Genomic DNA, 14,190 nt, shown 5'->3' on the forward strand with positions numbered 1-14,190 from the left:
AGAAGGCGAACTGGTCCCAGCAGCAACCAAGGCGAAGTCTGTCTTAGTCCAGAAGACGAGAAGCCCGTCCGCTGCGCCGCTGGGCGTGATTATAATATTCCGATGCTTGCTGCACTGAGCGATGCCGCGATTGCTCCATAGCTTCCGGGAGGGGAATGCCGCGATTGGCGGCTTCTGTCAGGTAGCCGGATCGCAACCCGTGGGCCGAAAAATCTGCCGGATCGAGCCCTGCCAACTCAGCGCGATGTTTGACGATGTCATTGATCGTTTTCGGGTCCAACGGCCGGCGCGAAACATTGCCCCAGCGATCGATGGCGCGGAAGACGCTGCCCTTGTCGATCTTCGCGGCATCAAGCCAGGCGTTCAGGGTCTCGACCGGACGGCCGGTCAGATAGACGACTTCCTCGTTTTCCCCGCCACTGGTCTTTGTGCGACCGAGATGGATGGAAAGAGAGGGCAGGGGAGGGGCCCCGTCAATCTGGATCGGTTCTTCCGGCTGCAACTGTTCTTTCCGCAGGCCAGCGATCTCGCTTCGACGCCGACCCCCAGAGGCAAACGCAACCATCAAAATGGCCCGATCTCTCACATCACGCAGGCTGTCGGTCGCACAGGTTGCAAGGAGCCTTACGAGTACGTCTCCAGTGACCGCCTTCGCGCTCTTCCGCTTCCTCGGTCGTGGCGTTGCTCGGATAGAAAGTCTGATGGCGGATCTAAGGGCGGGTGAGCCGAATGACCCCTGAAGCCCGCGCCATTTCGTCAACGTTGACCAAGTGGCAAGCCGACGACGGACTGTGTCTGGGGCGTGCGGCCCCGTCTTCCGCAGAAAACCCTGAAGCCGCAACTTGTCCGCGATATCTGCTGGCATTCCGTGTTCCGGATCCGTAAGACGCTTTTCTGCGTCCCACAGGTGCTGAGCCACGAATTTGAGCAGCAGCGCTTCGGGTGCGGGCCAGGGAAGAGAACGGCCGGTCGCCGCCAGCGACCAAGCCTGCAGATAGGCGAGATCGGAAGTCAGCGCCCTAAGGGTATTGGTGCCCATGCCCTCATTGACCAGATGCCTCAGTGTCTCGACATCTTGATCTGTCAGAAGCTCAGCCAGTTCGTCGCGTCGTTCTATGGGGAGGACTGCGGCGATGGTGTCGAGCTCGTCCACACGCTTTAACAGATGGGTCGCCGGGGATATTGTTGGCTTCCGTATCATCGGATACCCTCAGTTCTCGCCGCAGGTCTGCAAAAGTTTCGAAGAATCCGTATATTCCGGAACAAAGGAGATCTGCCATGATGTCGACTGTGACGGCAGTTGCTATATCGACGAATTTTGGCGCCTACGAGGATGCGGCCGTGCGAGAGCCGATGATCATCACCAAGAACGGCCGACCGCACACCGTGCTCATCGCGTATGAAGATTGCGTCCGGTTGGCCAAGCGCGATCAGCGGGTCGATCTTACGGCTGCGATCAGTGACGACGAGCTTGCGGCGATCGAGGTGTCGACGATGGAGTCGGGCTCGGATCATCTCAATGCCGAACTGTCGATGGACAAGAATGCTGCCGGCTAAACCCAACTTCAGCTAGGCTTGGCATATTCAGATTTTCGGGCGCGCAGGAGTCATTCCAATCTGCCGACAGCTCGGTTACGCCTTCGCGGCGTGCCGTTACTTTGTAGCTTGAGCCGTTCATAGTGTGGACGAGGCCGGATGAAGTTTCAGATCTGTCTGGCTGAAATCCCGTCCCTTGAAGAGCAGGGGCGCCTTAGCGACGGCAGCAACAGCGTAGGAGAAACAGTCGCCCATATTGAGGCTCGCAGGATGGCGGCCCCGTCCGTATCGCGTGAAAGCATCTTCGGCAGCGCGAAAATGCTTCTCTTCAAATGCGACGGTGATGACGTTCGGTGTCTCAGAGAGCCGTTTGATCATGGTAGCTGCGCTGCTGAATCCCTTGCCCGTCAGGACCATCCGCGCTTCAAGCAAGGTAGGCCAGCCGATGATGACAGTTTCGCGTCCCATCAGGGGCCTGAACGCGTCAGCTTCCGGCTCATTCATCGAAATTGCGATGATAACAGACGTATCGACCGCAATCATATTGGCAGACCGTTCTCGTCGTAAAACTCGTCATGGTTCGATGTCGTGCCGGCGGGTATGTTGCGCCGATCTTCGGCTGCGAGCTCCCAAACGGCATCCATTGGGTACCTTACTTTGTCGTCACTCAGATCCTGCTCGTATCGCTCAAGCGCGATCTCGACCAAGCGGTTGATTGGCTGACCTGTGCGGCGTGAAAGCGCATGAGCCAGATCGCGTGCCTTGCTGCTACGGATGGAAAGCTGGGGTTCGGACATGGCTTTTCTCGCTGTTTTGATGCGGAGAATATAAACGCTGAGCCCCAAGATGGCAACGATGAGACGCCAGACGTCTAAAGTTCGATAAGGGTTACTTATCGGAGGTTAGAGTCCTCTGAATCATTCATGCAATGTACGGAACCGTAATGTGCATATAGCTTTCGCTTAACGAATCATTTACCATGATTTCAATGTCTTATGATCTCACTAGATTGCCCATCTCAAGCCTGTTGCGGCCGATTTCTGAGGCAGGGGTCGCTCTTGCCCGTCTCGACGAGCGGGTCGCCCGTTCTTCCGTCGGCGAGGGTTTTCTCGAGCGCTCGCATTTCCTCGAGGCGCATGCCTCGCTTTGGGTGGACGGTGAACTCGTTCATCTCGAGGACCTCGTCCTGCATGACGCGCTCCGAGATATCCGCGCACCCACCCACGAACTCACCATCGCCCGCGACATCCTGAAAACCCGCCGTCGCATCTCCGCCCATCCTCCGGTCTGGGCTCTCTCTGCTCAAGGCCTCGCCTCCCTCCGCGGCCGGCCGTGGGCCGGAGCATCATCGGTTGGAGATGGAGAGGGTGTGCGGGATGGCGAGGTCGACGTGAACGACGCTTCGGCAGGGGCAGGGGAGGCGGAGTATCCCGACATTGATGGTCTGGGTGATGCATTTGCCGCGATCGATGCGGTTCTTGCCCGCTCGGACGCCGCGATCGAAGAGGCGAAGGCGCCGGGTCGCGCCAAGAACGTTCCGGGCAAGGATCCGTTCGTCTACGACCTCGACTGGGATGAGGACGAGCGGTTGGCGGAGTGGCAGGCCGTGGTGGCGCGGTCCCAGGATTTGCCGCCGGTCCTGCAGTCCATCGTGGCGCTCGACGCCTGGAATGAAATCGCCGTGCTCCAGCATGCGCCCTGGCTCGGTCGGCTGCTGGCTGCCTCGGTCCTGCGCGAAGGAGGTGTGACCACCGGCGGCCATCTCGCCGCAATCAATGTCGGGCTCAAGGCTATCCCTGTAGATCGGCGCCGGCATCGAGATCGGGAGACACGGTTGCTGGCAATTGCAAGGGCGCTGACAATCTCCGCCGAGACGGGGCTCAAAGAACATGATCGCCTGGTACTGGCGCGGCAGATGATGATGCGCAAGCTGGAGGGGCGGCGGACGTCATCAAGGCTGCCGGAGCTCGTGGAGCTCGTCATGGCGCGGCCGTTAATCTCGGCCGGGATGGTGGCGAAAACGCTCGAGGTGACGCCGCAAGGGGCAAGGCGGATCGTGCAGGAACTGGGGTTGCGGGAGATGACGGGCAGGGGGAGGTTTCGGGCATGGGGCGCAATATGAGGGCTTGAGCAGCATCCAAGCCGCCAAGCGGGTGTTGATGGCGGCATCATGAAAACTGACGCCGCCGCTGGCGTTACGGACACTGTGCAACTTTGCGCGAAAAGCACAGATCAGCTCCCAAGTGGCAGTGAGGGAAGAGCAGAACACGCAACAGCCATGACCTCAGCATTGGCTCAAGAGCAATATATGGAAAACAAAAAAGTAATCTTTCAATCTCGATCTGACTGACATAGTCCTTGAAGAAGAGGTGTAACGGGACAATCGTAGTTGACGCTTCGCGTTGTTCCCTGCGGGAGGTTCAACCACGTGAAGTGACATATACGCTCCGTGTCCTCGACAAAGTAGTCGACGAGGGATTCGATTGTATGACGTCACTGAGTTGGAATGAGGTGCGCAACCGAGCCTCTGTGTTCGCGAAAGAAAATGCGGGGACGCATTATGAGAAGGGCGAAACCCAGACCTTCTACAATGAATTCTTTGAGGTTTTTGGTGTCAAGCGCAAGCGTGTCGCCGTCTATGAGCAACAGGTCAAGAAGCTCGATGACAGAACCGGTTTCATCGACCTGTTTTGGCCGGGGCAGCTCGTCATTGAGCAGAAGAGCGCTGGGAAAGATCTAGAGAAGGCGCGCCTGCAGGCCTTAGATTATTGCGCCTCGCTCAATGAAAAGGAGTTTCCACGCTACATCTTGCTTTGTGACTTCCAGACATTCCACCTTTACGATTTACAGGAACGTGAGGACTGGGAGTTTACGCTCGCCGAGCTACCGGGCAAGATCGAACTGTTCGGGTTCATCTTGGGCCGGGAGACCAAGACCTACACTGACCAACCGGCGGCCAACATCGAGGCGACGGAGCTCATGGGAGCCGTTCACGATGCCCTGGAGAAATCTGGTTATAAGGGACATGACCTCGAGCGATTTCTCGTTCGGCTGCTGTTTTGCCTTTTCGCCGATGACACCGGAATTTTTGAGCCCAAGGGCATTTTCGAATCCTGGCTGCGGGATCGAACAAACGAAGATGGAAGTGGCCTAGGCGGACAGCTTTCGGAACTCTTCCAGGTGCTCGACACGCCCGTGGCAAAGCGTCCTAACATCTTGGACGAGGATCTGGCGCAGTTTCCGTACGTCAACGGCGATCTGTTCAAGGATCCCCTGCGAATACCCGCCTTTAACTCGGAGATGCGCGACGCTCTCATTAACGCCTCCCAGTTCAAGTGGGAGCAGGTGTCGCCTGCCATATTCGGCTCTTTGTTTCAGTCGGTGATGAATAAGACCGAGCGTCGGCAGCTTGGTGCTCACTACACGTCCGAAAAGAACATCCTCAAGGTCATCGGCCCTTTGTTCCTCGACGAGCTGCAAGCAGAATTTCAGCGGGTCAGGGCGCTCAAACGCGGTCGAGCACAGGAGCTAGCCCGCTTCAAGGACAAGCTTCGTGACATCACCATCTTCGACCCTGCGTGCGGCTGCGGCAACTTCCTAATATTGGCGTACAGAGAAATACGGGAGTTGGAACTGGCGGCTTTGCGGGAATTGCAGAAGAGTGGCCAGCTGGTACTTGACGCTTCCATCATGGCGAAGGTCGACGTCGACCAGTTCTATGGACTGGAGGTCGAGGAGTTCCCGGCCCGGATCGCCGAGGTGGCAATGTGGATGATGGATCACATCATGAACTCCAAGCTGGGTGTCGAGTTTGGCCAGGTGTTCACCCGAATTCCCTTGAAACAGTCACCGCATATCCTTGCCGAGAATGCATTGGTTGTGGACTGGGCTACCTTCCTGCCGCCCGCTCGCTGTAGCTACATCCTTGGAAACCCTCCCTTTGTCGGACACCAGTACCGTAGCAAGGAGCAGAAAGCCGACATGCATAGGGTCTGGGGGCGCACCGGTTCGGTAAACCGCCTGGATTACGTCACGTGCTGGTTCAAGCTGGCGGCGGACTACGTGAAAGCCAATTCAAAAATCCGCATCGGCTTCGTGTCCACGAACTCCATTACTCAGGGCGAGCAGGCATCTATCCTCTGGCCCCAGCTCTTCAAGCAAGGGCTGTCAATCTACTTCGCTCACCGTTCCTTTCAGTGGAATTCGGAAGCTCGCGGGAAAGCAGCTGTCCATTGCGTCATCACCGGGATGGCCTGTGGCCCAGTCTCCGGCCACAAAATTTTCGACTACGCGCATCCGAAGTCCGACCCACAGGCCTCGACCGTTAAGCGCATCAACGGATACCTGATCGATGGCCCCGACTATGCCCTGCCACGCCGTGGTAAACCGCTTCCGGGTATGCTGAAGATGTACAAGGGAAGTCAACCAACCGATGGCGCCAGGATAAAGAAACCAGGTGGTGGATATGTCACCTACAGCAACCTCATCCTCTCCGAGGAGCAGAAGCGGGATTTCGTGACGAAGGAGCCATTCACCCGTGACTGGCTGCGGCCCTACGTTGGAGGTGACGAACTGTTATCTGGAAACTGGCGCTGGTGCCTTTGGTTGAAGGACATCAAGGCGTCCGAACTGCAAAAATCTAAACAACTGCCAGAGCGGTTGGAGCGTGTGAAGGCCGGTCGACTGGCGAGTGACACCCACAGCGTCCGTGCCATGGCTAAGTCACCCACGCTGTTCACTCAAGACCGGCAGCCGACGGCAGAGTATCTCTGCATCCCCGAGGTTTCTTCTGAGAACCGCGAATACGTACCTTGGGTCATCCTTCCTCCCGAGGTCATTGCCTCTAACAAACTGCAATTGATTGTGGGCGGAGACCTCACGTACTTCGCCATTCTGTCGTCCGCGATGCACATGGGATGGATGCGAACGGTCGCCGGCCGGCTCGAAAGCAGGTACAGCTATTCTCCCGCCGTTTACTATACATTCCCGTGGCCGGAACTAAAGGCGGCTGACCGCACAAAATTGGCGGGGCTGGCAAAGGCGATCATAGAACTACGGGCCGCTGCTGCGCCGGAACCGCTCTCGGCACTTTATGATCCGTCCTACATGCCGCCTGATCTGCGAAAGGCGCATTTGGCTCTAGATCGCGCAGTGGATCGCCTGTATCGGCGGAAGGTGTTCGCCTCTGAGCGAGAGCGTGTGGAGCACCTATTCGAACTATATGAGGACAGGGTCGCACCTTTGGCCAAGGCCCTACCGACAACGAAGAAGCGGGCGAAGGTGTCAGTTTAGTCACTTTTTCCGTCTCCAAGCGAAGCCAAAGGCCGCCGCAGGGCTGCGGATTGCCGCCTGCTGTAATTTTGTATTGCAAGTTCTTCACTCTGGATGGACTGCTTGCGTTAGTGGAAGCCTGAATGCTTAAGCATAGTGCCGATAAACTCCTATTTTCAGGTGCAGACGATCGATGACTACACCCCGCCCGCAGCCGAAACCCGACAGCCGCAAATATCAGGACCTCATTTCAGATATCGAAAAGGGCGTCATAAAGATCCCGAAATTCCAGCGTGAATTCGTGTGGCCGATCGAAAAGACGGCGGCGCTGCTCGATAGTATCGTTAAGGGTTATCCGATCGGCACCTTCATCCTTTGGAAAACTAATCAGCGTATGGCGGACGTTAAGGAAGTAGGAAGCATTTGTCTTCCGCCTACACCGGACGACCGACAGGTTGAATACGTTCTCGACGGACAGCAGCGGATGACTTCGCTTTTCGCGGCTTATCGGGGGGCGAAAATCCCTCGTAGTGGCTCCAAGAAGATCAGCAATTTCGCCGAGATCTACGTTAACCTCGACCCGACACTGCCAGATGATGCGCAGATCGTCGTTCATGAATTACCAGAAAACGCGGGGAAGTGTGTTCCGCTGAAGGATGTTCTCGCGCTGAACCGCGAAGTGGAAAAGCGTCTCGTCGCGGAACTAGGTCTCTCCGATGACGATCTCGACGTTGCTGACAAGTTCAAACAGGCTTTTGCGACATACGATTTCAGCCTCGTAACGCTGACGCGCGAGGACATCGACAGCGCCATCGAAGTTTTCACGCGCATCAATACCGGCGGTTCGGTGCTTACACTATTCGAGATCATGGTCGCCAAGACGTATGACGAAGACAGAAAATTCGACATGCAGGTCGAGTGGAACAAAGTCCAAACCGACCTTGAAGAAGTAGGGTACGACGGTGTTTCACCCTCCACCGTGTTGCAGTTGCTTGCCCTTGTGCTGGCAGGCGAAGCCAAACGTTCTACAATCCTCGCTTTGGATAAGATTAAGGTGATCGAGACTTGGCCCAGTGCGGTCGACGCGATCAAGAGTGCAGTAGACCATTTCCGCACCGCTTACCGAATCCCGGTTTCGGCGCTGCTACCTTATGACTCTCTTATCGTTCCATTCGCGTATTGGTTCTTCATCAGGCGCTACGAGCCTGCGGGTAATGATCATCTGCGGATGAGGAAGTTCTTCTGGCGCTCTTCATTGAGCTATCGGTACTCTTCAGCCGTGGAATCTAAGCTGGCCGCCGACAAGCGGGCTATCGACGATATCATTTCCGGCGGCGAGGGTACCTGGGATATTCCCATCAACATCACGGGCGCTGAAAGCCTTATCGCGACCAACTTCGCGACGGGAAACTCCCTCTGCAAGGCTATCCTTTGCCTGCTCGCCTTCGAGCAGCCACGAAACTTCCACAACGACGGAACCGTTCTGCTAGACAACAGCTATCTCAAAATCTCCTCGTCGAAGAACTTCCACCATTTCTTTCCAAAGGATCATTTGCGTACCCGGGGGGTCGGAAACGAAAATTCCGTCGTCAACATTACGCTGATCGGTGCCGACCTCAACAAGCGCCAGATTAACGCTAAACCACCAAAGGTCTATATTCCAAAATTCGAGGCGTCGAACCGCACTATTAGCAGCAGCCTTGCAACGCACCTAATTGACAGGTACGGCATGGGCATCGACGAGGACGATTACGGAACCTTCCTCTCAGGCCGTGCCGCGAAGCTTTGGGCAAAAATTGAGGAGCGGGTCCATCCGGCTTTTCACACTGAAAACCTAGTATAATAAGCCGCCACTATTCTTCATGTTTACACTGACGTTGCCGAATTAGCGCAGGTCTGGATCTCTCGGTGCGCTTCAGTAGCCGGTAGGGAATGCCTTGTGATGGCAAAAAGAACTGCCGGTCCCTTTTGAGAAAGTGAAAGGTCGCATGTTAAGGGACGCGACTTTGCCGACGGCCCCTAATTTCTGCGTTTGCCTCGTCGTGCCCCATCAGGGATTGAAGACAGCAGGTGGGCCTCACCCACTTCACAGCTGGATCTTCATGGCGCCGGCACCTGTCGGTGATCAAGCCAGCTCTTCAATATGTTGGGCGGAGCATAGGGGGTTCGTGACAACGAAGCGATCTGCGCCTCCGATCGGCCAGCAATGAGATAGGACTGCTTAGTCATAGCTTCGTTCATGCGCCTTACGTCCATGGCTGTTAGACGTTCCATATGCACGCCGGGAGCATTGCAGTATCCTACCGCAACGTCCGGAGCGATTGGCATGAACTGAACCCAGCGTGCGCTGAGAAACGCATCTCCGCGCATGTCGTCTCCGAGAATGAACGAAGTCCTTGCGGGTGCTATGTAAATGGCTAGTCCCATGCTTCGGAACTCTTCCAGCATTTCGTCAGGCATCGGAGTAATCTGGGCAGCAATGCGCGCGTTGTTCATCTCGCGCAGAGCGTCCTCCCGGTCTTCCTCCCAACGCCGAACATGCTCATGCCACTGCTGCTCTGAAGCAATTTCCTTCACGACGACCAGCAGGTCTTCTGGAGTGAGAAATCGTTGATGCCAGGCCACAGTGCGCTTCTGTGCATGGTAAACGTAGGTGTGCCACAAATCCAAATGCGTTAGATGCATGATCGGCGTCACCCCAGCCCGCACTTTGACGAGAAACTCCTGGATGAACGGCGCTACAGCTCTCTCCAACCGACCGAACCAATATTCAATCGAATGGTCGCGTACACCGTTTTCATCCACAAGCGTATACAAGTGGTCCTCGACGAACAGGTTCGAGGGCTTCGAGACGCGCACCTGTCCAATGGGCATGCCCCGCCGCCAGAAGAATAGTCCCCCGCTCTCGTTGGCGAAGTTTCGCTGTACCATTTGTGGAACGTAATGATGGCGGTGCGGCGCGTTGCGCGACATAACGTAAACCCGATGCTCTGGCGTTACAAAATCTCTTTCGCGTGCCGATGGACGGAGAGGTCACCTGTTGGGTAGTGAACAGTTTCTCACTCCCGTCCGAGCCAGTGTAAGCCGAAGAAGCCTTCGATGTCATGAACGCAACGGCCGCCTATTCGGGTTGTTGCCCAGCTTGAAGCCTGGAGCTTTGCTGGGCAGCGCTTGCATCTGGTCTGACACCGCCACACGCTCAAACAGATGGCGATCGCTGTAGAGAATGAGATAGACTTGGGTGAACATAACGCGGCAGATACTCGTGTGCCTCTCAACATCCGGTGGTCATGTTTCGATTTATCCATTCCAGCGATCTTCATCTCGGAAAGCGTTTCGGCAACTTCGAGGGTGACTTGCCCAGCCGCTTGCGGGGCGCTCGACACGACGTCATCGCCCGGCTTGCTCAGCACGCCCGCGAGCAAAACGCCACGACGGTGCTGCTCGCTGGAGACACCTTCGATACCGAAACACCTGCACCGCATGTGCGACGCCAGGCCTTTGCCGAGATGGCCCATGATCCCGCGATCAGGTGGGTAATCTTGCCGGGCAATCATGATTCCCTGCAGGCCTCCCAGCTCTGGACGACGCTAAAGGCAGAAGCACCAGAAAACGTCGTACTCGCGGTCGAACCTCGGCCGATCGAATTGGCGAGCGGTGTGGTCGTGTTGCCGGCACCGTGCACCACCCGTCGCCCCGGCCGAGACCTGACGGAATGGATGGATAGTCATGCCTCACCCGATGCCACGCTGCGGATTGGACTGGCTCATGGAGCCATTTGCAGCTTTTCAGAAGAGGGAGGCGCGTCCGAGGTTATCGCGCCAGACCGGGCAAGACGCGCAGGGCTCGACTATCTAGCGCTCGGCGATTGGCACGGCGTGGTCAGTGTGGACCAGCGAACCCATTATTGCGGGACACCGGAGCCTGACCGTTTCAAGCACGACGCGCCGGGTACGGCTCTTCTGGTCACGATTGCCGGCTCGTCCGGTATCCCAGATGTTCAGGCATTGCCCACCGCGACGTTTGCCTGGCGTAACCTCGATCTTCATTTGCTTGACGGTGACGCCCCAGAGGCTGCTCTCAATACCTTGCTCCCGGCTCTACGAGAACGGAGGAACTCTCTGCTCCGGGTAGTGGCATCAGGGCACACTCGTCTTGCTGCGCGTGCTGAGCTCGTCGCCGCCGTTGAAAAGGCAGCTCCGGATTTCGCTTTTCTTGAGCTGGATCAGAATGGACTAGTCACAGAATGCGAGCTGGAAGACCTGGATCAGCTCGATCGTGGCGGTGCCCTGCGTGAAGCTGCCAATGCGCTGCTTGCCGAGTCTACAGATGAACGTCGACCTATATCCGAGCGCGAGATCGCGCGGGCGGCCTTGATGCGCCTATATTCCTATACGCAGGCAATCACGCCATGAAGATCTCAGCCTTGCGTCTCTTCAACGTCAAACGGTTTGCCGGCCGCGGCGTTGCCATTGAAGGTATCGGCGATGGCGTCAACGTGCTCTGCGCGGCGAATGAGTTCGGCAAATCGACGAGTTTTGAAGCCCTGCATGCACTCTTCTTCCAACCTCATTCCGGCACCCCGGGTGATGTTCAGAGATTGCGCCCCTATAGTGGTGGCAACCCGTTGGTCGAAGCCGATATCACGACCGGCGAGGGCAGCTTCCGAATTACCAAGCAGTATTATGGTGGGAGGTCAGCCCGTGTGGTGGATCTTGGATCCGGCCGTCTTGTCGCCCAGGCGGATGAGGCAGAAAACTTCATCACCAGCCTGATCAGGGGAGGGACCTCCGGACCTGCGGGTCTCCTGTGGGTCCGCCAAGGCATCACGGGCATCGAGAAACGAAGCCGGACGGAGGAGGAGGGGGAAAAACAGGTTCGTCAAAGCCTGCTCGAATCCGTCCAGGGCGAGGTGGAAGCCGTCACTGGCGGGCGTCGGATGGCCGAGATCATGGCGGCCGTGAAAGAGGCCCTCGCAGACATGGTCACGGCGACCGGCAGGCCGAAAGCTGGCGGTCGCTATGCAGCTGCTATCGAGGAACGGGAGAGGCTCGCCGCGGATGAGGCGCGGCTGGCAGCCGAGGTGACCCGATTGCGCCAAGCGCTGGATCAACGCGCGAGTGCAGCAGCGCGACTTGCCGAACTCGACAGTCCTGCAGAAAAAGAACAGCGCAGGACGGCCATTCAGGCAGCCCAGAGCACGTTTGATGCCGCCAAGGCGCAGAACGAAAAGCTGAAAACGGCAGAAGCGGAGCTGAAGCTTGTCCGCGAAAGGCGAAGCGCAGCAGAGCGGGAATTCAAGGCGTTTGCCAGCGCTCGGGAAAGGGCGGCCCTTCTTCAGGGCAGTCTATCTTCTGCAGAGAGCAAGAGAGCCGAAGCGATCAAGCGGCGCCGAGAAGCAACTGATGCGATCGAAATGGCACGTGACAACGTGGATATAGCGGAGGCTGAGGAGCAGGAGGTCCGCGAGCGGCTAACCCGCTTCGAGGCGGCAACAAAGGCACGTGAGGCGTCCGAGCGTCTGGCCGATTTGAAGCAGCGATTGGCAGAGGCGGAGGAGGTCCGTCAGAGCATTGAAGAGGGTGAGGCTCAACTCGCACTCCTGCAAATCCCGACAAAGTCCATCGAAGAGCTGCAGGCATGCGAAGTCGAAATCGCCAAGTTGCGTGCTATCGATGAGGCAGCTCGCCCATCGGTCTCAATCCACTACGAAGCCGATACAGCCGGAACGGTGACCCTGGACGGCAAGCCCTTGGCAGATGGAGAAGACCGTAGCTACGACGGCCATGCTCGGCTTGACGTCGCAGGAATTGGGACCATCACTCTGCGCTCGAACCGTCCCGGCCGGAACGACAATCAACTGGCGCGGGCAGAAGCGGCACGGGCCACACTCCTGGCTTCAATCGGTGTCGATAGCGTCTCTGCAGCGCGAGAGAGGCACGCTAGGGCACAGCAGGCCGATGCTGACTTACGGGGTTTGAAAGACCGGCTGTCCTTCATTGCTCCACAAGGCCTGGCGAAACTGAGGGAGGAGGTCGAAGCAGGTAACACCATCAGCCTTGAGGGTCTCGACTTGGTTGAGGACCCGGCGCTGGTTCGGGCGGCACTGGCACAAGCCGAAGAACGCCGTAAGCAGGCACGCCTTGCCCTGCGTGAAGTCGAGCCAGACCAGTCTCGTGCCAATGACGATTTCGTCGTCGCGGAAACAACGCTGGCGTCTCTGGTTTCCGATCAGACGCAGTTGGCTGCGATCCTCGGGCCGGAAGTAGCGCGTGCTGAGCGTGAGCGCTTGTTGTCGGCCACGCTCACCGATCTGGACCAATCGGTTTCGGAGGCTGAGGCACATGCCCTGCAACTGGGCACAGATGCCGGTGATCTCGCGTCGATCGAGGCGGCGCTGACGCGTGCTCGCTCAATTGAAGCTGCGGTCGACAAGGAGATCAATACACTACGGGAGACCATGGCCGGCCTGAACGCAGAGATCCGGGCACAATCCGACGAAGCCGTAGAAGAGAAGTGGCGGGAAGCTTTAGAGGCACTCAATGCGGCGACTGCGCGGGTGGCTGCATATGAGAAGGAGGTGGCTGTCCTCCAGCGCGTGACCACCGCCCTCGACGATGCCAGGTCTGAGGCTCGAGAACTCTACCTCAAACCCGTCATGGCTGAGCTCGGACCGCTGCTGAGACTGCTCTTCGACAATGTTTCAATCACCTTCGATGACAAGACGCTTCTACCCCAGACCATTCTGCGTAATGGGCAGGAAGAGGATGTCGACCGCCTGAGCGGCGGAATGAGGGAGCAGCTGTCAGTGCTGACCCGGCTGGCGTTTGCGAGGCTTCTCGCACGTGACGGCCGGCCCGCGCCCGTAATCCTCGATGATGCGCTGGTGTACTCGGACGACGACCGCATCGAAAAGATGTTCGATGCACTCCACAGACAGTCTCGAGACCAGCAGATTATCGTGTTCTCCTGCCGCCAGAGGGCGTTTCAGAAGCTCGGAGGAAACGTGCTGCAGATGATAGATTGGCAGCCGTAGTGCTGCTTCCACAACATTTGTTGTCGTAGGGGTTTCAGCTCATGATCGCCGTTGAGTGTGGTCAAGCATGTTGATCCGGCCACCAGCTTGAGATGGCGTCGTCCCCAAAAGGACACGTGCACGATGTTGCCCTTCAACACGGATGTGTCGCCGAATTGGAAAACTCTGATCCATGGTTGTATCGGCCATACTCTCTTGAAAGAGCAGTCCGTCCTGTTAGCTTGTGGCTGCGCGATTCACTGTGATCAGCGCAAACTTTGCGTGTACTTCAGCTGAAGTTACTTCAGTTGAGATGGGGGCGAATTCTTTTGGAACTTCATGACCTTAAGGTCCAGCTTCAACAACAT

11 protein-coding genes are annotated in these 14,190 nt (G+C 57.3%); 6 read left to right on the forward strand and 5 right to left on the reverse strand.

Annotation, left to right across the window (positions count from 1 at the left end; genetic code table 11):
* Positions 1-43 precede the first annotated feature (43 nt).
* The gene (locus AC02Y0_RS22315; protein ID WP_476384284.1) at positions 44-1,201 is read right to left on the reverse strand and encodes a site-specific integrase; all 1,158 of its coding nucleotides are present in this window, start codon (positions 1,199-1,201) and stop codon (positions 44-46) included.
* A 77-nt stretch (positions 1,202-1,278) separates the two neighbouring features.
* Here AC02Y0_RS22315 and AC02Y0_RS22320 point away from each other — a divergent pair, with 77 nt between their 5' ends.
* Entirely contained in the window at positions 1,279-1,557 is a 279-nt protein-coding gene (locus AC02Y0_RS22320; protein ID WP_476384285.1) for a type II toxin-antitoxin system Phd/YefM family antitoxin, read from the forward strand.
* Between the two features lie 117 nt (positions 1,558-1,674).
* Here the strand turns inward: AC02Y0_RS22320 and AC02Y0_RS22325 are convergent, their stop codons facing one another.
* Both AC02Y0_RS22325 and AC02Y0_RS22330 read right to left on the reverse strand, forming a co-directional pair.
* Positions 1,675-2,079 carry a type II toxin-antitoxin system VapC family toxin gene (locus AC02Y0_RS22325; protein WP_476384286.1) on the reverse strand — a complete coding sequence of 135 codons (405 nt, stop codon included), beginning with the start codon at positions 2,077-2,079 and terminating at the stop codon, positions 1,675-1,677.
* Entirely contained in the window at positions 2,076-2,333 is a 258-nt protein-coding gene (locus tag AC02Y0_RS22330) for a type II toxin-antitoxin system VapB family antitoxin (protein WP_444555895.1), read from the reverse strand. The genes AC02Y0_RS22325 and AC02Y0_RS22330 overlap by 4 nt, the downstream gene beginning before the upstream one ends.
* Before the next feature lie 182 nt (positions 2,334-2,515).
* Here AC02Y0_RS22330 and AC02Y0_RS22335 point away from each other — a divergent pair, with 182 nt between their 5' ends.
* The 3 genes from AC02Y0_RS22335 (at position 2,516) to AC02Y0_RS22345 (ending at position 8,650) form a co-directional block, all read left to right on the forward strand.
* Positions 2,516-3,658 carry an RHE_PE00001 family protein gene (locus AC02Y0_RS22335; RefSeq protein WP_476384287.1) on the forward strand — a complete coding sequence of 381 codons (1,143 nt, stop codon included), beginning with the start codon at positions 2,516-2,518 and terminating at the stop codon, positions 3,656-3,658.
* Positions 3,659-4,023: 365 nt separating this feature from the next.
* Entirely contained in the window at positions 4,024-6,828 is a 2,805-nt protein-coding gene (locus tag AC02Y0_RS22340) for a DNA methyltransferase (RefSeq protein ID WP_476384288.1), read from the forward strand.
* 172 nt (positions 6,829-7,000) lie between these two features.
* Positions 7,001-8,650 carry a GmrSD restriction endonuclease domain-containing protein gene (locus AC02Y0_RS22345; RefSeq protein WP_476384289.1) on the forward strand — a complete coding sequence of 550 codons (1,650 nt, stop codon included), beginning with the start codon at positions 7,001-7,003 and terminating at the stop codon, positions 8,648-8,650.
* 257 nt (positions 8,651-8,907) lie between these two features.
* Here AC02Y0_RS22345 and AC02Y0_RS22350 read toward each other — a convergent pair whose 3' ends face one another.
* Positions 8,908-9,780, reverse strand: coding sequence for a DUF4238 domain-containing protein (locus AC02Y0_RS22350; protein WP_476384290.1), 873 nt, complete (start codon positions 9,778-9,780; stop codon positions 8,908-8,910).
* 317 nt (positions 9,781-10,097) lie between these two features.
* Between AC02Y0_RS22350 and AC02Y0_RS22355 the strand changes: the two genes are divergently transcribed.
* Positions 10,098-11,222 carry a metallophosphoesterase family protein gene (locus tag AC02Y0_RS22355; protein WP_476384291.1) on the forward strand — a complete coding sequence of 375 codons (1,125 nt, stop codon included), beginning with the start codon at positions 10,098-10,100 and terminating at the stop codon, positions 11,220-11,222.
* Positions 11,223-11,227: 5 nt separating this feature from the next.
* On the opposite strand, the gene AC02Y0_RS22360 is transcribed toward AC02Y0_RS22355, so the two are convergent.
* Complete coding sequence (locus AC02Y0_RS22360; protein WP_476384292.1) at positions 11,228-11,359, reverse strand: hypothetical protein; 132 nt, start codon at positions 11,357-11,359, stop codon at positions 11,228-11,230.
* Between the two features lie 387 nt (positions 11,360-11,746).
* Between AC02Y0_RS22360 and AC02Y0_RS22365 the strand changes: the two genes are divergently transcribed.
* The gene (locus AC02Y0_RS22365) at positions 11,747-13,843 is read left to right on the forward strand and encodes an ATP-binding protein (RefSeq protein ID WP_476384293.1); all 2,097 of its coding nucleotides are present in this window, start codon (positions 11,747-11,749) and stop codon (positions 13,841-13,843) included.
* The last annotated feature ends 347 nt before the right edge of the window (positions 13,844-14,190 follow it).

Source organism: Allorhizobium sp. nf9_anc (genome assembly GCF_056323085.1).

Excerpts from the sequence above, each read along its gene's own strand:
- AC02Y0_RS22315 (WP_476384284.1), bottom strand. The coding sequence starts at position 1,201 with ATGATACGGAAGCCAACAATATCCCCGGCGACCCATCTGTTAAAGCGT.
- AC02Y0_RS22320 (WP_476384285.1), top strand. The coding sequence starts at position 1,279 with ATGATGTCGACTGTGACGGCAGTTGCTATATCGACGAATTTTGGCGCC.
- AC02Y0_RS22325 (WP_476384286.1), bottom strand. The coding sequence starts at position 2,079 with ATGATTGCGGTCGATACGTCTGTTATCATCGCAATTTCGATGAATGAG.
- AC02Y0_RS22330 (WP_444555895.1), bottom strand. The coding sequence starts at position 2,333 with ATGTCCGAACCCCAGCTTTCCATCCGTAGCAGCAAGGCACGCGATCTG.
- AC02Y0_RS22335 (WP_476384287.1), top strand. The coding sequence starts at position 2,516 with ATGATTTCAATGTCTTATGATCTCACTAGATTGCCCATCTCAAGCCTG.
- AC02Y0_RS22340 (WP_476384288.1), top strand. The coding sequence starts at position 4,024 with ATGACGTCACTGAGTTGGAATGAGGTGCGCAACCGAGCCTCTGTGTTC.
- AC02Y0_RS22345 (WP_476384289.1), top strand. The coding sequence starts at position 7,001 with ATGACTACACCCCGCCCGCAGCCGAAACCCGACAGCCGCAAATATCAG.
- AC02Y0_RS22350 (WP_476384290.1), bottom strand. The coding sequence starts at position 9,780 with ATGTCGCGCAACGCGCCGCACCGCCATCATTACGTTCCACAAATGGTA.
- AC02Y0_RS22355 (WP_476384291.1), top strand. The coding sequence starts at position 10,098 with ATGTTTCGATTTATCCATTCCAGCGATCTTCATCTCGGAAAGCGTTTC.
- AC02Y0_RS22360 (WP_476384292.1), bottom strand. The coding sequence starts at position 11,359 with ATGCAGGGCTTCAAAACTCGTCGATTTGCCGAACTCATTCGCCGCGCA.
- AC02Y0_RS22365 (WP_476384293.1), top strand. The coding sequence starts at position 11,747 with ATGGCCGAGATCATGGCGGCCGTGAAAGAGGCCCTCGCAGACATGGTC.